The sequence below is a fragment of the Costertonia aggregata genome, assembly GCF_013402795.1.
GTDB lineage: Bacteria > Bacteroidota > Bacteroidia > Flavobacteriales > Flavobacteriaceae > Costertonia > Costertonia aggregata.
Genome location: NZ_CP058595.1, coordinates 2,695,394 through 2,717,393, shown reverse-complemented (window position 1 = coordinate 2,717,393; position 22,000 = coordinate 2,695,394). Strand labels below are relative to the sequence as shown.

The 22,000-nt window shown below is 39.2% G+C and carries 18 protein-coding genes; 8 read left to right on the top strand and 10 right to left on the bottom strand.

Annotated features, from left to right (window positions below):
* Positions 1 to 118 precede the first annotated feature (118 nt).
* Positions 119 to 1,855, bottom strand: coding sequence for an alpha/beta hydrolase-fold protein (locus HYG79_RS12490; RefSeq protein WP_179242412.1), 1,737 nt, complete (start codon positions 1,853 to 1,855; stop codon positions 119 to 121).
* A gap of 112 nt (positions 1,856 to 1,967) precedes the next feature.
* Here HYG79_RS12490 and HYG79_RS12485 point away from each other — a divergent pair, with 112 nt between their 5' ends.
* Complete coding sequence (locus HYG79_RS12485; RefSeq protein ID WP_179242411.1) at positions 1,968 to 2,114, top strand: hypothetical protein; 147 nt, start codon at positions 1,968 to 1,970, stop codon at positions 2,112 to 2,114.
* 51 nt (positions 2,115 to 2,165) lie between these two features.
* Here HYG79_RS12485 and HYG79_RS12480 read toward each other — a convergent pair whose 3' ends face one another.
* The 4 genes from HYG79_RS12480 to HYG79_RS12465 all read right to left on the bottom strand — a co-directional run bounded on the left by HYG79_RS12480 (position 2,166) and on the right by HYG79_RS12465 (position 8,085).
* Positions 2,166 to 4,211 (bottom strand): M13 family metallopeptidase, encoded by a 2,046-nt coding sequence (locus tag HYG79_RS12480; protein ID WP_179242410.1) that lies wholly within the window; start codon positions 4,209 to 4,211, stop codon positions 2,166 to 2,168.
* Between the two features lie 91 nt (positions 4,212 to 4,302).
* The gene (locus HYG79_RS12475) at positions 4,303 to 5,187 is read right to left on the bottom strand and encodes a bifunctional 5,10-methylenetetrahydrofolate dehydrogenase/5,10-methenyltetrahydrofolate cyclohydrolase (RefSeq protein ID WP_179242409.1); all 885 of its coding nucleotides are present in this window, start codon (positions 5,185 to 5,187) and stop codon (positions 4,303 to 4,305) included.
* 24 nt (positions 5,188 to 5,211) lie between these two features.
* On the bottom strand, positions 5,212 to 6,549 hold the full coding sequence (ffh, locus tag HYG79_RS12470) for a signal recognition particle protein (RefSeq protein WP_179242408.1): 1,338 nt from the start codon (positions 6,547 to 6,549) through the stop codon (positions 5,212 to 5,214).
* Between the two features lie 156 nt (positions 6,550 to 6,705).
* Positions 6,706 to 8,085, bottom strand: a complete 1,380-nt coding sequence (locus tag HYG79_RS12465) for a hypothetical protein (protein WP_179242407.1) — start codon at positions 8,083 to 8,085, stop codon at positions 6,706 to 6,708.
* Positions 8,086 to 8,242: 157 nt separating this feature from the next.
* On the opposite strand from HYG79_RS12465, the gene HYG79_RS12460 reads away from it, so the two are divergent.
* The 3 genes from HYG79_RS12460 (at position 8,243) to HYG79_RS12450 (ending at position 12,268) form a co-directional block, all read left to right on the top strand.
* Positions 8,243 to 8,707, top strand: coding sequence for an RNA polymerase sigma factor (locus HYG79_RS12460; protein ID WP_179243554.1), 465 nt, complete (start codon positions 8,243 to 8,245; stop codon positions 8,705 to 8,707).
* A 101-nt stretch (positions 8,708 to 8,808) separates the two neighbouring features.
* On the top strand, positions 8,809 to 9,720 hold the full coding sequence (locus HYG79_RS12455; protein WP_179242406.1) for a FecR family protein: 912 nt from the start codon (positions 8,809 to 8,811) through the stop codon (positions 9,718 to 9,720).
* Positions 9,701 to 12,268 carry a TonB-dependent receptor gene (locus HYG79_RS12450; protein ID WP_179242405.1) on the top strand — a complete coding sequence of 856 codons (2,568 nt, stop codon included), beginning with the start codon at positions 9,701 to 9,703 and terminating at the stop codon, positions 12,266 to 12,268. The genes HYG79_RS12455 and HYG79_RS12450 overlap by 20 nt, the downstream gene beginning before the upstream one ends.
* Here HYG79_RS12450 and HYG79_RS12445 read toward each other — a convergent pair.
* A complete protein-coding gene (locus HYG79_RS12445; protein WP_179242404.1) occupies positions 12,265 to 13,167 on the bottom strand; it encodes a Brp/Blh family beta-carotene 15,15'-dioxygenase in 903 nt (300 codons plus the stop codon). The genes HYG79_RS12450 and HYG79_RS12445 overlap by 4 nt on opposite strands.
* Before the next feature lie 88 nt (positions 13,168 to 13,255).
* Here HYG79_RS12445 and HYG79_RS12440 point away from each other — a divergent pair, with 88 nt between their 5' ends.
* Positions 13,256 to 13,993 carry a bacteriorhodopsin-like gene (locus tag HYG79_RS12440; protein ID WP_179242403.1) on the top strand — a complete coding sequence of 246 codons (738 nt, stop codon included), beginning with the start codon at positions 13,256 to 13,258 and terminating at the stop codon, positions 13,991 to 13,993.
* Positions 13,994 to 14,072: 79 nt separating this feature from the next.
* On the opposite strand, the gene HYG79_RS12435 is transcribed toward HYG79_RS12440, so the two are convergent.
* Together HYG79_RS12435 and argS are read right to left on the bottom strand one after the other, a co-directional pair.
* Positions 14,073 to 14,912, bottom strand: coding sequence for a zinc-dependent peptidase (locus HYG79_RS12435; protein ID WP_179242402.1), 840 nt, complete (start codon positions 14,910 to 14,912; stop codon positions 14,073 to 14,075).
* Positions 14,913 to 14,963: 51 nt separating this feature from the next.
* The gene (argS, locus tag HYG79_RS12430) at positions 14,964 to 16,745 is read right to left on the bottom strand and encodes an arginine--tRNA ligase (RefSeq protein WP_179242401.1); all 1,782 of its coding nucleotides are present in this window, start codon (positions 16,743 to 16,745) and stop codon (positions 14,964 to 14,966) included.
* 115 nt (positions 16,746 to 16,860) lie between these two features.
* Between argS and HYG79_RS12425 the strand changes: the two genes are divergently transcribed.
* The 3 genes from HYG79_RS12425 to HYG79_RS12415 are packed head-to-tail and all read left to right on the top strand — an operon-like array spanning position 16,861 to position 20,088.
* Entirely contained in the window at positions 16,861 to 17,286 is a 426-nt protein-coding gene (locus HYG79_RS12425; protein ID WP_179242400.1) for a hypothetical protein, read from the top strand.
* Positions 17,283 to 18,707, top strand: a complete 1,425-nt coding sequence (locus HYG79_RS12420) for an SDR family oxidoreductase (RefSeq protein ID WP_179242399.1) — start codon at positions 17,283 to 17,285, stop codon at positions 18,705 to 18,707. Before HYG79_RS12425 ends, HYG79_RS12420 begins: the two co-directional genes overlap by 4 nt.
* Before the next feature lie 10 nt (positions 18,708 to 18,717).
* The gene (locus HYG79_RS12415) at positions 18,718 to 20,088 is read left to right on the top strand and encodes an aldehyde dehydrogenase (protein WP_179242398.1); all 1,371 of its coding nucleotides are present in this window, start codon (positions 18,718 to 18,720) and stop codon (positions 20,086 to 20,088) included.
* A gap of 16 nt (positions 20,089 to 20,104) precedes the next feature.
* Here HYG79_RS12415 and ctlX read toward each other — a convergent pair whose 3' ends face one another.
* Positions 20,105 to 21,034 (bottom strand): citrulline utilization hydrolase CtlX, encoded by a 930-nt coding sequence (ctlX, locus tag HYG79_RS12410; protein WP_179243553.1) that lies wholly within the window; start codon positions 21,032 to 21,034, stop codon positions 20,105 to 20,107.
* A 7-nt stretch (positions 21,035 to 21,041) separates the two neighbouring features.
* Positions 21,042 to 21,953 (bottom strand): dimethylarginine dimethylaminohydrolase family protein, encoded by a 912-nt coding sequence (locus tag HYG79_RS12405; protein ID WP_179242397.1) that lies wholly within the window; start codon positions 21,951 to 21,953, stop codon positions 21,042 to 21,044.
* Between the last annotated feature and the right edge of the window lie 47 nt (positions 21,954 to 22,000).

Sequence of the window (22,000 nt, the reverse complement as noted above, 5' to 3'; positions counted from 1 at the left end):
ACATCCTATTTTTAGGATATACCAGCCGCACATACAACTACACTCAAAATTGAACCCTTTTGTTTACCCAAATCCTAAATGAGGACCAATTACTTTTTTCATTTAGCCATAATTACAGCTACTCATACAGCCAACTGGTCAAATCAGCTCCTTTGGGCGCACTTTCTGCAATACGTTTCATAATTTTAGGAACATACATGGTATTGTAGCGCATTCTGGTAATGTGATTGGGCAATTCAGGGTCTCCGTTCCAGCAATGTTCCGCTCTATCACCATACAATACTTCGCCCTCGTAGTATGGGTCCGTAGTACTTTCCAAAAAGTCTTCCATCAAATACACCGCATTATTCAAGTAGTAGTTATCCATATCACCGCAGTAAATATGGATTTTTCCTTCAAGGTTATCACCTAATTTATCCCAATCACGTTCCAAAATATACCTCAAATCATAATTTTCTTTCCAGTATTCGGCTACGTTATGGTCAATCTCACCCGTTTTTTTATCCCAAATCCTTACCGGATAGCCATCTTCGCCTTGAGGCGAGTAAGTAGCTTCCCAAATATCCCACTGCTGACCTGATCTTGATTTATCGCCCAGAACCAGTTCCAAATGATTACCCTGTCGTAAAGTAGACTGTATTTGGCCCAAGTAATTCCTATGGCTGGGAACTTCCAAGGTTTTGTGGTCGCTATCGTAGTAATAGGCATTTTTATCCTCATAAATATTGGTAAGGCAATAGGCCCTAAAATCTATGGGGTCTGGACAAGCCGCAAAACAACCATTATATTCATCAGGATATTTTACCTGCACTGCCAATGCTTCCCAACCCCCTGTTGAACCACCATATAAAAAACGTGACCAGCCTTCTCCCAAGCCCCTGAACTGTTTTTCGATTTCGGGAATGAGCTCATAGGTAATTGCATCACCATATGGGCCTTGGCTCGCCGAATTTACCGCATACGAATCATCATAATATGGTGTCGGATGCTGAATTTCAACAATCAACATTCTAGGAAAATCGGGCTCGTTCCAACGTTTATAAAAATCATAAGCCTCTTGTTCCTGAACAATATTGTAACCTTCCACTCCAAACCGCTCAGAATATTCAGGTTTCATGTTCGGGTCGGGTGATGTGGTTCTAAACCCACCGAAATCGCTAGGAAAATGTCCGTGAAAAATCATCAATGGATATTTGGCTTCGGGATGTTCGTCAAATCCTTTGGGAAGGAGTACATGAGCTCCTAGATATATATCCTTACCCCAAAATTTAGATAATTTTTCTGACTTTACCTTAATATGTTTAATCCACTCGGTATCCGCTGGCTCTTTTATCGGGGGAATGATTTTATCCATGGTCACATTAATATTTAGGGAACCATTTTCGGATATTGTTATTTTGAAAGGTTCACTATAGAGATTACCCGGTGATCTGTTCCATTTTTGACCTTCGCCATTATCCATTGGCAATTTAACGGTCTGCCCGGTAGATAGGTTAAACGTCTCATATACATGTAACAGTGCTTGAACGTTATATTCCCCTGGTGGGATTTCGGACAACTTTGGGTAAGGATAACCAAAAATTTCAGAATTGAACGTCTTGGATTCACCAGGTTTTAGGTTATCCACATTCATGCCAAAAACTAGTTGCGTGTTCAAACCGTCGTTGATTTGAAATCTAGGTTCGTCCCCAAAATCATCAGAGAGCAATAACAATAATCGCCCGTCCAATGCATTTTTACCGACTGTATCTGAAAAAGATACTTTTATGGTTAAATCGGATGTATTGTCAAACGAAGAATTGCACCCGGAACATAGAGAAACAAAGCATAGGAAAAAAGATAGATATTTTACCATAATCGGTTGTTTTGATAAAAGGTAAGTATTTTAACCTGAAACGCAAATAAGAAATACCCGAATCCCACGTTAGTATAAAGAAGTAGAATTGTAACGTCAAATGTAGTATCGTATGAAAAAGATATTTGTTCTTGCCGTATTGTTGGGTTTTTTAATTGCCATAGCGAGTTGCGACTATGACGACAGCAATGATATTGACATCATAATACCGAACGATACAACACAATCGAGTGTCGCACAAAAAAAACTTTCACTATAAAAAACCCTCCATGCTGGAGGGTTTTTCGTTTCTAAAAATCGCACGGTACAATTACCAAATTTTGACACGCTTTTCCGGTGCCAGATATAAAGAATCTGTTTCCTTTATGTCAAATGCGGTATAGAATTCCGGTACATTCCTAACAATACCATTTACCCTTAAGTGTGCGGGAGAATGGGGGTCTGTACTAATCTGTACTCGCAAGGCTTCATCACGAATCTTATTTCTCCAAGCCTGTGCGTAACCAATAAATACACGTTGCTCACCTGTAAATCCGTCCATTTCCGGTGCCTTTTTGCCTTCCAAGGACATCTTATAGGCTTTAAGCGCAATGCTCAGCCCTCCGAGATCACCTATATTCTCCCCAAGTGTAAATTCCCCGTTTACGTTCAAACCAGGTAATACCTCAAAACTGTTATATTGCTCTACGAGGGCACCCGTTCTTTTTTTGAACTCCTCTTTATCGTTGTACGTCCACCAATTTCGCATAGCGCCGTCACCATCAAAAGTACTTCCGGTATCATCAAAACCATGTCCTATCTCATGCCCTATCACAGCACCTATAGCGCCATAATTAACTGCGTCCTCTGCACTTAAATCAAAGAAAGGAGGCTGTAAAATCGCTGCGGGAAAAACGATTTCGTTCATGGTAGGGTTATAGTACGCATTAACGGTTTGCGGTGTCATTCCCCACTCCTCCTTATCAATGGGTTGACCTAATTTGGCCAATTCCCTGTTGTATTCCATCAAACTGGATCTTCTGAGATTTCCGTACAAGTCATCGGCTTTTATCTCCAAATCGTAGGATTTCCACTTATCGGGATACCCAATTTTGGGCGTGAACTTATGTAACTTATCAAGGGCTTCCTTTTTGGTTGTCTCACTCATCCAATCCAATTCCTTTATGCTCACTTCATAAGCTTTCAACAGGTTATCCACTAAGGTTTCCATATGCTTTTTTGCTTCTGGCGGAAAGTGTTTTTTGACATACACCTTGCCAACTACTTCTCCCAAAGTGCCATTTACCGTGGAAACCCCTCTTCGCCACATGGGTCTTTGCTCTTTTGTTCCTCTTAATTCCTTGCTATAAAATTCCCAGTTTTGATTGTCAAGAGCCGCGTTTAAACGAGAAGCATTGGCGTCCAAAACGCACCATTTTAAATAGGTTTTCCAAGTATTCAAATCTGTAGATGTAATGATGTTGTCCAACGCTTTGGTATAATCCAACATTAAAACTCCAAGTTTGGCCTGATCTGCCAAACCAGCCTCCCCCATATAATTATCCCAGTTAAATTTAGGCATGATACTGGGCAGCGTGTCAACGGGGAACATATTGTACAACTCTACCAAATCCCTTGTTTTTTCTTTTTCAAGATGTTTTGAGGCCAGTTTAGTTTCCAGGTCCATAATGGTCTTGGCGGCATCAGGTCCATTGGACAGTCCCGCTAATTCAAACATCTTTTCTATGTGCGCTACATATTTAGATTGTATTTCTTTGGACCGTTCATCATCTTTTAGATAATACTCACGGTCAGGCAGACCCAAACCTGCTTGCCACATATAAACCGTGTAGATGGTGGGATCCTTAAAATCTTGATAAATAAAGAGTCCTATCGGGACATTGATACCATATTTGTTTGCATATGCAAAATAGGTAGCCAATTCATCATAATTGCCAATAGCATCAATTTTATCGAATTCAGGTTGTAAGGGGGCTACGCCCAATTCATTTCTTTTTTCCATATCCATATAGGATTGGAAGAGGTCACCTACTTTTTGTTCGTCCGAACCTTTGGCAAAATCACCGGAAGCCGATTCTTCGATGATTTTTTTCACGTTCTCTTCAGATTCTTCGTGAACAATGTATCCTACGCCGTAGGATGACTTATCAGCAGGAATTTCGGTGTTTTTCATCCACGTTCCATTTACATAGGCCGTAAAGTCGTTTCCTGGTTTTACCGAGGTATCCATATATTCTTTTAAGATACCTGAGGTAAGTTCTTTTTCAGGGGTTTCCTTTACCTCTGTCTTACAAGACAATACAACAATAAATGTTGCCAAGCCCCAAAGTTTCAAAATAGCTGATTTTGATTTCATATGATATTTGAATTTAATTTATCGTTAGACTACATGATGTGGCTTTTGTTACAAAATATCTGTGAAAACCAAAAAAGTCCCTAAGGGACTTTTATCTTCTGCTTCTATGACGTTCTCTCGCCAATAAGGTATTTTTTAGCAACATGGCAATAGTCATGGGACCTACTCCTCCTGGCACGGGAGTAATGAAAGAAGCCTTTTTACTCACGTTTTCGAAATCTACGTCCCCGGTTATGTAATAACCCCGCTCCCTAGTTTCGTCTGGCACCCTAGTAATGCCAACATCAATAACGACGGCATCGTCCTTGACCATTTCTGCTTTTAAAAAATTGGGTACGCCCAAGGCAGAGATAACGATATCTGCTTGGGAAATAATTTGCGTTATGTTCTTGGTGTGGCTATGGGTCAAGGTTACTGTTGAATTGCCCGGCCAGCCTTTTCTACCCATCAAAATGCTCATGGGGCGACCAACGATATGGCTCCTACCGATAACCACGGTGTGCTTGCCTTTGGTATCTACATTGTACCGTTCCAGAAGTTCCAAGATTCCAAAAGGTGTAGCCGGAATAAATGTACTCATATCCAATGCCATTTTTCCGAAATTGGTCGGGTGAAAACCATCAACATCCTTATCCGGATGAATGGCCATCAAAACCTCTTGCGTATCAATCTGTTCCGGTAAGGGCAGTTGTACGATAAAACCATCAATATCATCATCCTCGTTCAGCTCGTGTATTTTTTTTAAAAGCTCCTGTTCAGAAGTTGTACTGGGCATTTTGATCAATGTGGATTCAAACCCTATGCGTTCGCAAGACCTGACCTTACTACCTACGTAGGTTAAACTTGCGCCGTCATTGCCTACGATTATTGCGGCCAAATGGGGTACTTTTTCACCTTTTTCCTTCATTTTGGTTACCTCAGCGGCAATCTCATCCTTTATTTGATTGGATACTTTTTTTCCATCCAGCAATTCCATAGCTATTGTTTTTGGTTTTTGTATTTATCGCATGCCTTTCATACCGCCCATTATCTGCATCATCTTTTTACCTCCGCCACCTTGCATCATTTTCATCATTTTGCTCATTTGGTCGAATTGCTTTAATAGCTGGTTTACTTCTTGAATGGTTCTGCCACTACCCTTGGCGATACGTTTTTTTCTGCTTGCGTTCAATTTGGAGGGGGTGGACCGTTCATCTGGTGTCATTGAGTGGATAATGGCCTCTACATGCTTGAAGGCGTCGTCATCAATATCCATACCTTTAAGCGCTTTTCCCGCACCGGGAATCATACCCATAAGGTCTTTCATACTGCCCATTTTCTTTATCTGTTGGATTTGGGTCAAAAAATCGTCAAAACCAAACTTGTTCTTGGCGATTTTCTTCTGGATCTTACGGGCTTCTTGCTCATCAAACTGCTCTTGGGCACGTTCGACCAATGAGATAACATCCCCCATACCCAGAATACGATCGGCCATACGAGAGGGGTGAAAAACATCGATCGCCTCCATCTTCTCTCCCGTGCCTATAAACTTTATGGGCTTGTTTACGACCGACTTGATGGATATTGCCGCACCACCACGCGTGTCACCATCCAACTTGGTGAGGATGACCCCGTCAAAATTCAATATGTCGTTAAAGGCCTTTGCCGTATTTACAGCGTCTTGACCGGTCATGGAATCTACTACAAAAAGTGTTTCCTGTGGTTCTATGGCTTTATGGATGTTGGCGATCTCGTCCATCATCTGTTCATCTACGGCCAATCGCCCAGCGGTATCCACAATCACTACATTAAAACCATTGTCTTTCGCATGGGCAATACCCGCTTTGGCTATGGCCACAGGGTCTGTATTCCCCCTATCTGAGAACACCTCTACATTTATTTGCTCGCCAACCACATGCAATTGGTCAATCGCAGCTGGCCGATACACGTCACACGCTACCAACAAAGGTTTTTTTGTCTTCTTGGTTTTTAGGTAATTGGCCAACTTACCGGAAAAGGTGGTCTTACCCGAACCTTGCAGACCGGACATTAAAATAACCGACGGATTGCCCGAAAGGTTGATGCCTTCGGCATCACCGCCCATAAGTTGCGTAAGTTCATCCTTAACGATTTTGACCATTAACTGGCCCGGTTGTAAGGTGGTCAATACGTTTTGGCCCAATGCCTTTTCCTTAACGGTATTGGTAAACTCTTTGGCGATCCTAAAATTCACATCGGCATCCAATAATGCCCTACGCACCTCTTTAGTGGTTTCCGCTACATTGATCTCTGTAATCTGGCCATGACCTTTTAGAGTATGTAATGCCTTATCTAGTTTTTCGCTTAAATTATTGAACATATGCTTTGCTGTTTATGCAGAAATGCAAATTTAATAATTAGTATGTGAAACGGGAAGTTTGACCGCATGAAATCCAAAAGGAAAAGGGCGGCTTCAATTGAAGCCGCCCTTTTCAAAAAAATTGGGGCAAATCTTATTTAGATAAGTTACAAAAAACTATTCACATATTTTTTCGATAATCAAGTACTCTTCATTGTCACGCTTTAATTTGAACCTTTGCTCACCACATTCTACTACGTCCCATTGCCCAATATAGTTGGCAAGTTCCATACTTAGGTCGTTAAAGGAAAGTGTTGTGCCAGAAACAGACCAGTTACCTTCATCTACGACTTCCCCGTTTGGGTTGCGTACGTGTATATTCCTATCGGAAAAGTCAACGGTTAAATTGTTAAGAAAACTTTCTGGATCTCCGTCACCTATTGACCACACACAATTGGATAGTACATCGGCTATAAAAGCCTCATCGCACGGTACCTGATCATTACCGCAAATCTGTTTCATGATAATCCTATTGGATTCCCCGTTGAACAATTTGATCCTACGTTCATCGATTTCATATACCCTCCATTCTAAGTTGAAATCGACCAAGGTCTCAAACTCCATCGACAATATTGCGCCGTTATCATCAATCTCAAATTCCCATTCACCGTTGAGGATATTGCCTTCCCTATCCTTTACCTCTACCTTTTCCTCGTCCAAAAACGTGAACTTGTAATTTTCGTACTGTGGAGTCCTGTCCATATCGTTTCTTTCAGCGATTCTAACAAACCAGGGACACTCTTTTAAATATTCATCAAAACGTTTTTCTTTGAAGTCATCATCATTGTAATCGTTGTCATCATCTTCATCGCAGGCCTCTTTGGTAGTTTCAATGGTATTGGCCAATTCCGCATTGGTGTTGACCACAACTTCGGTACCATCATATAATTTTAAGGTTACCGGAAAATCAATACTGATCAAGTCATCATCTTCCATTCCTACAAAGAATTTTCTAAGTTCCATATCACTGTTGATGGTTACGGTACCGGTTTGTTCAAAACTTGTGTTGAATGTGAAAAATGATATAGGGTATACAAAATCCACACATTCAATATCATCGTCATCGCCGCCTTCTACGCACTCTGCGGCCAATCTTCGTAAATCTTCTTTACCGTTGATCACAATTTCTGTAAAATCTGCCAACGTAATGGTAATCGGAAAAATGATTTCCAAAATATCGTCATCACCATCAAACTCGTCAAATATTTCTTCTATGGTATGTAAATCGTCCAAAGAATCTATGGTAATCTGTATACCTTCTATTTCTACAGTATAAGGAAAATTTACGGCAAAACAACTGGCACCATCTACAATATTATCAAAAGAGCCATCTTTACTGGATGTCTTTTCTATTAAAACGGCCGTTGTTGAACTTGCCCTTATTACTTCTTTTTCGTTACCGTCGGGTAATTGTTCAAACTCTTCCTGACATGAGGTAAAGACCAGAGCCAAAATCAGTAAGCTGCTGTACATAAAGTGATTAAAAAACTTTTTCATAATGATTTGGATTTATTTATTCGTTTGGTAGTGAAACAATCTGTTTAAAAAAAACCCTACTTTCAATTTTAATTTTTTTTAAAATACCTTTGGGGAAAATTAATTATACTTGAACGATACCCACGCCGATACCGTATGCAAAGAGCAAACTTTCAATATGCTCTTTAAAACCAATTCAAAAACGGTTTTTAATTACATATATTATAAATTCGGTAATGAGGAAAAGGCAAACGATGCCGTTCAGGAAGCCTTTGTAAAGCTTTGGGAAAACTGTGCCAAAGTAACACCGGAAAAAGCAAAATCCTATGTGTATACTGTAGCCAATAATTTGTATTTAAACGTAATAAAGGCAGAAAAGGTAAGGTTAAAGTATGCCAATGCCACCAATCCCGTCTCCAACGAGTCTCCAGAATTTATTCTTGAGGAAAAAGAATTCAAACAAAAACTGAATACCGTTTTGGGCAATTTGCCCGAAAATCAACGCACTACTTTTTTACTGAATAGGATAGACGGGAAAAAATATGCTGAAATTGCTGAAATGGAAGGTGTAAGCGTTAAGGCCATTGAAAAGCGAATGCATTTGGCCCTAAAGACCATTAGGGAACAGATTGAAGGTATATGAATATTAGGAAACAATGATTCTTGACAGATATGTTTTTCATTCGGTTTAAAAAGTAGGGTTTTTGTAATTTCAATTGTTATTATAAGGTAAGGCTAAAAATCATGCAAGAGAATTATTTGGCAAAATGGCTCAACAACGAACTCTCCGAGGCAGAATTGGCAGAATTTAAAAAATCTGCCGAATATCCGTACTACAAGAGAATCATAGATACTTGTGATACTTTTGAGGTCCCTGAATTTAATGTTGACAAAGCACTTTCCGAATTCAAGCATGCGCAAAAAAACGACACTACCAAAGTAATACCGTTGTGGCCGTTCAAAAAAGTAATGCGTGTTGCGGCCGCAATAGCCATATTGGTTGCGGGGTCATATTTTTACATAAATTCCCTCAACGAAACGTTTGTAACCGATTATGCCGAAAATACTACGGTAACCCTACCGGATGCATCAGAAATTATACTGAACGCGGATTCGGAAATCTCGTACAGTGAAAAAGATTGGGATGAAAAAAGAAATATTTCCCTTAAAGGGGAAGCTTTTTTTAAGGTAGCCAAAGGTAAAACATTCACAGTATCCACAAAAAATGGCACTGTTACCGTACTAGGAACCCAGTTCAACGTGGAAAACCGAAAAGGTTTTTTTGAAGTTACCTGTTATGAAGGCTTGGTAAGCGTGACATTCCAAGGTAAAGAAACCAAATTGCCGGCAGGCACAACTTTTTTGGTCATCAATAATGAGATACAAAGTGCCAATACTCCCGATACGGCCCAACCAAGTTGGCTAAACAACGAAAGCTCTTTTACAAGTATTCCCCTAAAATATGTTTTGGCAGAGTTCCAAAGACAGCACAATATTACCGTTGAAACAAAAAATGTCGATACCCAACAGCTATATACCGGTTCTTTCAGCAATACCGATAAAAATATAGCGTTACGGAGTATAAGTGTTCCTTCTCAAATAAAGTTTAAATTAGAGGGGAATAAAGTGCTGTTCTATGCTGAAAACGCACCTTAAAAAAAAGGTATCCTTATTCATTTTATTGCTTCTGCTCCCTTTTTTATATGGGATTCATGCGCAGGACAACGCTTCTGACGTAGTATCCCTTGCTATTTATTTACAAGCATTGGAAAATGATTTTGAAATCAAATTCTCGTATCTCGACGAAGACATCGATAGTTTGAAAATTTCAAAACCAAAGGCGATAGACTTGGATAAAATTCTGCAGGATATCCAGAAACAAGTTCCCGTCATTAAAATCGATAAGATTGATAATCGCTATTACACCATCTCCAAACGTAGCTTGATAACTATCTGTGGAACGGTATTGGATAATTTTGAAAAAAATACGGTTGCTGGTGCATCAATTGAAATATTGGATAGCGATACGGCCTTGATTACTGATGTAGATGGCAGTTTTACCCTGACCGATATTCCGAGGAAGGCCATTCTTCAAATCAAATATTTAGGGTTTAGAACCAAATTCATAAACGCAGAGGATTTGATACGTTCAAGCCCCTGTAAATCCATTTTATTGGCACCACGGGTAGAGGAGCTGGAAGAAGTTATCGTTTATCAATTTCTTACCACGGGACTGGCCAAAAAAGATGATGGTAGCATTCAATTGAACACCAATGAATTTGGCATACTTCCCGGATTGATAGAGCCAGATGTGCTTCAGACCGTGCAGGCCCTGCCCGGCATCAAAAGTATTAACGAAACCGTATCCGACATCAATATAAGGGGAGGTACGAATGACCAAAACCTAATACTTTGGGATGGTATCAAAGTATATCAATCCGGTCATTTTTTTGGTTTGATATCTGCCTTTAACCCATATTTGACCGAAAAAGTCACCATTATTAAAAACGGAACAAGTGCCCAATATGGGGATGGCGTTAGCGGTGTCATCAGCATGGAATCCATAAACAAAATATCGGATAAACCCTTTGGCGGGGCAGGTTTCAACCTTATTAACGGGGATGCCTACGGGCAAATACCTGTAAATGATAAATGGGGTTTTCAGTTTTCCGCTAGACGTTCCGCGACCGATTTTTTCAACACCCCGACCTACGACCAATTTTTTGACAGGGTTTTTCAAGATAGTGAGTTAAAGGTGAACAACAGCCCTTCTACCAATCGTGAAATTATACGCGACGAAAATTTTTATTTTTATGACTTTACGGCTAAAATACTCTACGATATAAACGATAATCAAAAAATACGTCTAAGCTTTTTGAACATCAATAATAATTTGGATTACCAAGAGACCGATATCAATTCCGATGAATCGGTTTTTAGTTTTTTGGACCAGACCAATTTATCCTTTGGTGGGAATCTTGAAAGTAAATGGACAGAAAGATTATCATCTGTAGTTAATACGTATTACACAAAATACAACTTGGACTCCCAGAGTGTTTTTCCCGATCCCCTACAGCAATTGGACCAAAACAACCAAGTTTTTGAAACTGCGTTGAAAATAAATACAAATTATATGATATCGGATAGGATACATATACTTAACGGATACCAATTTAACGAGGTCGGTATCATCAATTTTACCAATGTAACCCAACCACCGTTTAGCCAAAATACAAAAGGAGTCATACGAAACCATGCCATTTTTAACGAGATAGATTATATCTCTTCTGACCAAAAACTCAAAGCTAGAGTGGGTGTCAGACTCAATTATATTCAAAATTTGGGCACTTTTGATGAATACATTCTAGAGCCACGGCTAAACATAAACTATGCATTGGGAAAACATTTTGCGGTAGAGTTACTGGGTGAATATAAAAATCAGACGACCAATCAGGTAGTAGACCTAGAACAGAATTTTTTGGGTATCGAAAAACGAAGGTGGATCTTATCTAACGGTAGCACCTTGCCCATTACCAAAAGCAAGCAAGGATCTATAGGTTTTAACTATGATAGGCCCAAGATATATATTGGTCTTGAGGGCTTTTATAAGAAAGTTAACGGTGTCAGCACTGCCACGCAAGGTTTTCAGAACCAAAATCAATTTAATGGGGAAATAGGTGAATATACAATCAAGGGAGTGGAGTTTCTTATCAACAAAAAAACCAATGACTACAGCGCATGGTTAAGCTATACCTACAACACGAACAATTATACTTTTGATGCCATTATTCCCGATACGTTCCCTAATAATCTAGATGTACGCCATAATGTGACGTTTGCCGGCACCTACATTTACAATAATTTTAAACTCAGTTTGGGGTTGAACTACCGAAGCGGAAGACCATTCACCCAGCCTGATGCCAATACCCCCATAAACACCTCTGTTTTTCCAAATCGAATAAACTATGCCGAACCCAATAGCAGCCAACTACCGGAATACCTACGTGCAGATGCATCGGCCATTTATAGTTTTGATTTGAGCAGCAACATTAAGGCTACGTTTGGAGCCTCTGTACTTAATTTCACTGACCGAGAGAATATTCTGAATACCTATTACCGCATTACCGATTCTGATGGTATCGAAACTGTTGAAAACGTCTCATTGGGTATTACGCCCAATTTTAGTTTTCGGGTATCTTTTTAATTTTTGTTCAATCTACTGATGACAAAAACGTGGGGAAATGTAATCGCTGCCAAAAAAGCGATAAAAAAAGAAAGTGCCAACTCCATATCGTCCCTAAAAATATACAATAGCATAGCCGAAGATAACGCAGCGAGTATCCAATATAATAGTGATGACTTCAAATATTTTATGATACTGTGTTTATTGGGCTTACCGTATAAGAAAGTAATCTGGTCCGCTATTGAAGGTAATGAATGCCATAGAATGAAATAAATCGCAAAAGACCATAATAAAGAAGCTGTATTAAAAACCACAAAGAATATAGCCAGAAAAAATAACTCCTTAATGATGTGAGCACTCAGTTCTTTTCTGATTTTTAAAACAACGAACAGGAATAAACTTGAAATACCGGTAAGCAATACCATATAATAAAAATGAATCGATTGGGTATTCACATTTGTAAGCTTGAGAATAACCTCCGATACCGTATCAACATGTTGGTAAAACAATAAAAAGAGCACAAAAAGACCGTAGCTGCAAAAAAACAAACTGGCCCATATAGAACTTGGTTTCAGTTTTGAAACCCAGTGCTGCTCACCAAAATGATAACCGCTCACCACCAAAAAGAAAATAAAGGCAAGGGTTGGCAAAAAGTAGAATAAGGCCAAGCCAAAAAGCACTACCAATATATAACTAGCCAATACTTTGAGGAACGGAAATGTGCTTTGTGCCGTGTGTCGAGAATATTGTATCAATTTTATGTCATTGGCGCCGTGCAGCATACCAAACGTCAATATTAAAAAATAGGCCAGCATGTTTTCTACATCATCATCAAAAAAGACCGCCAACCAAAGTGAAAAAAAGGTCCCTACAATCGCCAAACTGTTCAATTGAGTAAAATAAGTAGGCCTTTTTTTCATGCTGTTTAATATTTTAACATAATTGTTAGACAAAATATGTTTAACAATATGTAAATTTACTTAAACAAAAACTAAAAACTAAGTTGTTATGGAAAATTTTTTCGGTTCAATTTCTATGGTAGCCAAAATGGCTACCGATGATTATGTAGGTTTTACATTCTTTGTTGGGTGTATGGCCATGATGGCGGCATCTGCTTTTTTCTTTTTATCGATGAACAGTTTCGACAGAAAATGGAGAACATCGATATTGGTGTCGGGCCTAATTACCTTCATCGCTGCGGTACATTATTGGTACATGCGTGATTACTGGTCAGGGTTTGCTGAATCTCCAACATTCTTCAGGTATGTAGACTGGATTCTTACAGTTCCCTTAATGTGCGTTGAATTCTTTTTGATCCTAAAAGTCGCAGGAGCAAAAACCTCTTTAATGTGGAGGCTCATCGTATTGTCTGTTGTGATGCTCGTTACCGGGTACATAGGTGAGGCGGTAGATAGGGATAATGCATGGTTATGGGGATTGATTTCAGGTATCGCTTACTTTGTTATCGTGTATGACATTTGGTTAGGAAAAGCTAAAAAGCTTGCGGTCGAAGCTGGTGGTGCCGTGTTGACGGCCCACAAAACATTGTGCTGGTTCGTGCTTGTAGGTTGGGCTATTTATCCTATTGGTTACATGGCAGGAACCCCAGGTTGGTACGAAGGCATATTTGGTGGACTGGATTTGAACGTGGTATACAACATTGGTGATGCTATCAATAAGATAGGATTTGGTCTGGTGATTTATTCTTTGGCCGTATCCCAAAGCAATAAAACTTTGGAGGCTTAATACCCTCTTAAAAAATGGACAGTTCAACGTCCATATTTAGTTGGTTGTGAAAAACACCGTTCCTAGGAACGGTGTTTTTTTATAGGTGCTGTTTTTCATCATCCGCACTAAACGGATTGATAATACAAGAAACCTCAAAATCAAAATTGAGCATACGTTGAATGATATAAAAAAGCTCAGGAAAATCTTTATGAAAAATAGATGGGGTCTCAAAATAATTTTCGGAAGCGACCGAAAAAAACTCGTGTAGGTTCGTCATACCATACTCCCTAAAATAATTAGACTCTACCAGTTTTAGACGAAATGCTTCCTCTTCAAAAAGAGCCCTTATTTTTTTGAGGCCAACCCGAAACCTTCGAGCTTCCCAACTACGCTTCCCGCTCATTTCAAAACAGAGTACATGTGCAAACTCGTGCATGGCCAAGTTTACATTATCGTCCAAAACCTCAAAACCATCCCATATTCTGTCCGCAGAAAAAATCACTGTCTTAAATTTGGGATTGTACTCCCCGAGATGATGCCTCTTTTTTATTCTGGAATAATATTGCGATGGGTAAATGATGATGCGTAACAATGAGCGCATCATCCTAAAATTCTTGAGACCTAAGGTCATCATTACCGCACTTGCGCTCAATACAAGCTTAAGTTCCTCACGCCTATTTACATTCCCGTAAAACACAAATTTCTTTTTGCTACGAAACCAAACAATTCTTGAGTTACACCTTTCTTTATAAATATTAGGCAACCTATCGTAAAATGGAAAATGTTCACTTAATATTGCCTTTTCGGCATCGGACAAGGGTTTTAATTTTACGAAAGGATTAAATTGATATAGCCCAACAGCATAGTAAATAATGTACAATAGATAACAAACGACATAAATTATGAAAACCTTCCCAAAAGTTTCTACCGTAAACATAGGTTTACAACTGTAAAAAAACATTTAAATTGCCCAAAATTAGATTCAGCTCTACATACGTTCGGGAACATTTATACCCAATAAACCAAAAGCGGATTGTATGACCTCCCCAACTTTCTGGGATAATTGAACACGTAGTACCTTTTTGTGCTGATCCGATTCGCCCAGGATGGATACCTGTTGATAGAATGAATTGAATTCCTTTACCAAATCATAAGTGTAATTGGCAATTAATGCCGGACTATAATTTTCTGCTGCCAACTGAATGGTTTCCGGAAATAACTGAATATGTTTTATAAGTTCTTTTTCCTTTGGATGCAAAGTTCCGAGGCTCACATGGTCTTGCAATTTTATTTTCAGTTCATCTGCCTTTCTAAGAATTGATTGTATCCTAGCATAGGTATATTGTATGAAAGGGCCGGTATTCCCCTGAAAATCAACCGACTCCTCTGGATTAAAAAGAATACGTTTTTTCGGGTCTACTTTTAAAATATAGTATTTCAACGCACCCAAGCCTATCATTTTATATAGGTCTTGTTTTTCAGCTTCGGAGTAGTCATCAAGTTTACCCAATTCTTCGGATATATGGGCAGCGGTTTGGGTCATATCCTTCATCAAATCATCGGCATCTACAACCGTACCTTCCCTGCTCTTCATTTTTCCGCTTGGCAAATCGACCATACCATAACTTAGGTGGTACAATTTTTCTGCCCAAGAAAAACCAAGTTTTTTTAAAATGAGAAAAAGCACCTTAAAATGGTAGTCTTGTTCGTTGCCCACGGTATACACCATACCATTTACATCGGGATAATCGGTAACACGTTGTATGGCAGTACCTATATCCTGGGTCATGTAAACGGCCGTACCATCTGAACGTAACACAATTTTTTCGTCCAAACCTTCATCGGTAAGGTCTATCCAAACACTACCATCTTCCTTTTCGTAAAAAACGCCTTTTTCAATACCGGCCGCAACCACATCCTTTCCCAAAAGATAGGTATCACTTTCATAATAGTATGTATCAAAATCAACCCCAAGGTTTTTATAGGTTTCTTCAAACCCCTCATACACCCAACCGTTCATTTTTTTCCATAAAGCAACTATTTCTTCGTCACCAGCTTCCCATTTTTGTAGCATCTCTTGGGCTTCCAACAAAATTGGTGCCTCTTTTTCGGCTACTTTTGAGTCAATGCCCAAAGCCACTTTTTGAGCTATTTGCTCCTTATATGCCTTATCAAAAGCCACATAATAGTTACCTACCAATTTATCCCCTTTAAGACCTGTACTTTGCGGAGTCTCACCATTTCCAAATCGCTGCCATGCCAGCATGCTCTTACAAATATGAATACCGCGGTCGTTGATGATTTGGGTCTTGTATACTTTTTTGCCCGAAGCCTTCAATATTTCAGCTACGGAATAGCCCAAGAGGTTATTGCGAATATGGCCTAGATGCAGAGGTTTATTGGTGTTTGGCGATGAGTACTCTACCATTACGGCATTATCAGATGGTTTTACAAAACCATACCTTTTATCGTCTTTTACATCGTTGAAGAAGTCAAGGTAAAAACCATCATCTATAACAATATTCAGAAAACCTTTGATCACATTAAAACCCGAAACAGCATTTACTTGCTCCTGTAAGTAACCCCCGATTTGTTCCCCTATCTGAACCGGATTATCTTTCACAAACCTGAGCATAGGAAAAATCACCGCGGTTATATCACCCTCAAAATCCTTGCGGGTGGGTTGAAACTCCACTGTTGGCAAATCAACTTTGTACATAGATAAAACAGCTTCTTTGACTTTGGCGGTAAGGACTCCCTGAATATTCATCAACACAATTTATTAAGGCTGCAAAACTAATCAATTTTGCCCTTATTACTCAATTCTCTCGTTTATCCCTTACCTTTTAATTAACTTTAGGAAAAAAGCTGGAAAAAGAAATACTATGCTACTTAACGTATCCTATAACAACAAAGAAATTACCCGTAAAATAGATGATGAAGTAGGGAAGCCCTTTACGCTAAAGGAAAGATGGGCCCTATCTGGTATTGGCTCACCAAAATTGGTCATTACCGAGACAAGCATCGAAATCAGGAACCTTTTGGTTTTGGACAACAACCGCGACGTTTGCAACGTAGAAATGCGGCCAAAAGGCATCATTGTCAGGTTTAGGTCGCTTCTTGAAACGTTTGCACTAATTATACCCTACTATAAACTTACCATATATAAAGGGGACTTTGCAGTATATTCCATATATAGGGACAATCACTTTATTAAAGTGCGGTCCGATACAAAAGCGGTTCAAAAATTCTTTAAAAAGATATTGGATTACAAAGCGGACAACTCACCAACTTCTATTGAAGACCTATGAAAATTCTTGTCACGGGCGCCAACGGTTACATTGGCATGCGTATTCTCCCCCAATTATTGGATATGGGTCACGAAGTGGTATGTGCAGTTCGGGATGCATCACGCCTTTCGGTAGATAAAGAAACCAGGGAGAAGGTCGATATTGTCGAAATTGATTTTTTGAAAGACGTAGAAGAGACTAAAATTCCCAAAGACATTGATGCCGCTTATTTTTTGATTCATTCCATGAGCTCGTCCACAAAGGATTTTGACGAGATGGAAGCCAAGACTGCTAAAAATTTCAATCTGTATGTAAAAAACACCAATATAAAACAGGTAATATATTTGAGTGGTATCGTCAACGATGAAAACCTCTCCAAACACTTGTGGTCCCGAAGAAATGTGGAAGAAATATTATACCAAGGCCCTTTTAGCCTTACGGTGCTCAAGGCGGGCATAATCGTGGGTTCGGGAAGTTCTTCTTTTGAGATAATACGGGATTTGTGTGAAAAACTACCTGTCATGATAACACCAAAGTGGGTGCTCACCAAAACGCAGCCTATAGCCATACGTGACGTCATCAAATTTCTTACCGGTGTGCTGGGGAACACAAAAACCTATGGCGAATCTTTTGATATTGCAGGCCCCGATGTACTTACCTATAAAGAAATGCTTCATCAATACGCCAAGGCAAGAGGATTTAAAAATTGGATATATACCGTGCCCGTGATGACACCAAAATTATCCTCTTACTGGCTCTATTTTGTAACCTCAACTTCTTATAAATTGGCCCTGAATTTAGTGGACAGTATGAAGATCGAAGTAGTGGCAAAAGACAACAGATTGGCAAAAATCCTAAACATCAAAACACATACCTATAAAGAAGCCATTGAAATGGCGTTCAAAAAAATTGAACAGAATCTTGTTGTCAGTAGCTGGAAAGACAGCATGGTCAGTGGTCGTTTTAAAAAAAACCTGGAAAAATATATTCAGGTACCAAAATACGGCGTGCTCAAAGATGTTAAAAAAATGAAAATCGATGATTCCTCCAGGGTACTTAAAAGAATTTGGAAAATCGGAGGTAAAACGGGTTGGTACTACGGGGATTGGTTGTGGAAAATACGTGGTTTCATCGATAAGTTGACCGGTGGTGTAGGCTTGAGACGAGGGCGAACGCATCCAGATAAAATTTTTCCTGGTGATGCCCTTGATTTTTGGCGTGTACTATTGGCCGATAAAAAGGCAAAACGGCTTTTATTGTTCGCTGAAATGAAACTGCCCGGTGAAGCTTGGTTGGAATTTAAGATAGATGATGATAACATATTGCACCAAACGGCAACTTTTAGGCCCAGGGGGCTAAGCGGTAGACTGTATTGGTACAGCATAGTACCTTTTCATTATTTTATATTTGGTGGTATGATACGAAATATTGCAAAAAAGTAATAACAGTGCTATGGTTGAAACTATACTTAAAAATCAACGAAAATTCTTTCTGTCCCAAAAAACAAAAGACCTTGGTTATAGGAAAATGGGATTACGAAAATTAAGGGATGAAATAGTCAAAAGAGAAGACGTTATTTGCGATGCCATATACGAGGATTTTAAAAAACCAAGGTTTGAAACCCTGATTACCGAGACACAGTTCGTGCTTTCCGAATTGGATTATATACTCAAAAATATTGAGGAATGGTGTAGCCCTAAACAAGTACCTTTTGTTTGGGCAAATTTTCCTTCAAAGGATTATATCGTTTCAGAACCCTATGGTAATACACTTATTATAGCTCCTTGGAATTATCCTTTTATGCTCGCCATTTCTCCGTTGATAGGAGCTTTGGCTGCGGGGAATACAGCTGTGGTCAAACCGTCCGAACTCACACCCAACACATCTAAAGTCATTGCCGAACTGATAAAAGCCGCCTATAATGGCGAATATGTGTCTGTCGTAGAGGGTGGTGTAAAGGTATCACAAGAACTATTGAACCTAAAATGGGACTATATTTTCTTTACCGGAAGCACCCGTGTGGGGAAAATAATTTATAAAAGCGCAGCCGAGAACCTTACGCCGGTCACTTTGGAGTTAGGGGGAAAAAGCCCCTGTATTGTGGATAGCACGGCAAAAATAAAGCTGGCTGCAAAGAGAATCGCCTGGGGAAAATTCATCAATAATGGTCAAACTTGTATTGCTCCAGACTATATTCTGGTGCATACATCTGTAAAACAAAAATTGGTACATCATCTCAAATTAGCCATAAGGGAATTTTATGGAGAAAACCCTGAACAATCACCTGATTTGGCGAGAATAGTGACCAAAGATCATTACGAGAGATTAAAACATATGCTGATTGACCAAACTATTTTATTTGGTGGACATTATAAGGATGATGGTCTGTTTTTGAGTCCAACCCTATTGGATGAACCCAAAATAGATAGTAAAGCTATGGCAGAAGAAATTTTTGGACCGGTCCTCCCTATTATTTCCTATGAAAACGAAAGCGATATCGACACCTATTTAACACAGTTTGAAAAACCCCTTTCCCTGTATGTTTTTTCGAAGAATAAAAAATTTCAAAAGACAATTTCCAGAAAATATTCTTTTGGGGGTGGCTGTATCAATGATACGCTCATGCACATCGCCAATAAAAATTTACCCTTCGGCGGAATTGGCAGCTCGGGAATAGGCAATTATCACGGTAAATACACGTTTGATACTTTTTCCCATAAAAAGGCCGTCCTTAAAAAAGCGAATTGGCTAGATCTTACAGTACGATATGCCCCGTATACAATCCCTTTGAAATGGGCGAAAAAAATCAAATACTTTATCTGATCAAATTTCCCAATCTTTATTTTTTTGGTAAAAACACTTCTGCCATCATGCAGCGTGCGCTTCCACCACCACAAGTTTCAATAGTATCCAAAGAGCTGTGTAGAATTTCACAATGATTTTCAATGGCCTTTATTTGATCGGGTTCCAAACTATGAAAAGCTGCGGAACTCATGACCAAATATCTTTTGTTTTCAGCCCCTAATACTTGGAGCATATTGCCAGCAAACCTGTGCATTTGCTCTTCGGTGATCTTGATGATTTCCTTACCGTCCCTTTTTAAATGGTCCACCACATTTTTTCGTTCTTTTTTGTCATCAATGGTATCCAAACAAATGATGGAGAAATTTTCACCTAACGCCATCATTACATTGGTATGGTAGATCGGCAGACGTTTACCATCTACAGATTGATTAGCCGTGAAAATGACCGGAAAGCAATCAAAATCCTCACAAAATTCAATGAACAAGGCTTCGTTAGCCCTATCCGATAGGGCACAGTAAGCTTTTTGGTTTACCCTATCCATCAATATGCTCCCTGTACCTTCCAAAAATAGATTTTCGGCTTCGGCAGAAGTATAATCCATCACCGATTTTATGACAAAACCTTCTTTTTCCAAAATGTCCAAAATATCTTCCCGACGCTCGCTTCTGCGATTTTCCGCAAACATAGGGTAAAGACCTACCGTACCATCACTATGAAATGAAACCCAATTATTGGGAAATATGCTATCCGGTGTGTCAGGTTCTTGTGTATCGTTCACCACAATGACATTCACCCCTTTACCTTTGAGAACAGAAACAAAAGTATCAAACTCGAACTGAGCCTTTTCATTAATGGTATTGTTCTTTATATCAATATCTTCCATAAAGTAATTATTTACAGAAGTCTGCTCGTTCATACGAAAACGCACGGGACGAATCATCAATATGGTATTGGTAATCTGCATCTTCATTTTATGTTCTTATTAAGGGTAGGGTACTGCAGCGTAAAAGTCCTTCTTGTTTTGATATTTCCGAATAGGGAATTTCCTCAACAACAAACCCCTGTTCTCTTAACCAATTGTTCAACCTTGTAAAGTTCTTTTCAGAAACCACTACTTCTGGCGATATTGAAAAAACATTGCTGAACATTTGATACATTTCATCCGCGGTGATTTCAAAAATGTTTTCCCGCCCAAAAAAATTGACCAGCCATTGATATTCTTCCTCAACTAAAAAGCCATTTTTATGAAGAATGGCCTTGCCTTTGCCCAAAGGCTGAAAACAACAGTCCAGGTGCAGGGCATTCTCTCGCGCATTGACTGATTTTCGCAATTCAAAAGACTTTATGTTTTTATGTGGAAACTGCTCTTTTAAATACTGTACGGCATGTATATTGGTCCTAGCCGTTATATGTTCGGCATAGTCTTCGGCGGTATAGGTCCCTACAAAAACATAGTCGTTCCAAGGCATTACATCACCACCTTCCACATGTACTTTTTCTGGCGGATGTAGTATGTTTTCCTCTTCTATCTTATCCAGTACATGTAAGATAGCCTCAACCTCTTTCTCCCTATCCGGGAGTATATTGGCTATTATCAATTTGTTTTCTATGACGAAAGCGATATCTCGGGAAAAAATTTGATTACAATCCTTTAGTACTTCCGGTCGGTATACCTTTACATTATACTGTTCAAAAACGGAAGCAAAAGCTTCCATTTCATCGACCATATCATCTTCATTTGGGTAAGTCCCGGCCAATATGTGCTCCAAAGACTTAGGATCATAAGCATCTTCGGGCTTTGGGGTCGGGCCACAACTCTTTGCCGTACCCAACACCACTACTTTTAAGGGTGAGATCTCATCATTGATGTTAAGATGTAACATTGTATTTTTCAATAAAGGTAAAATTCATTTTTAGCATAAAAAAAGCC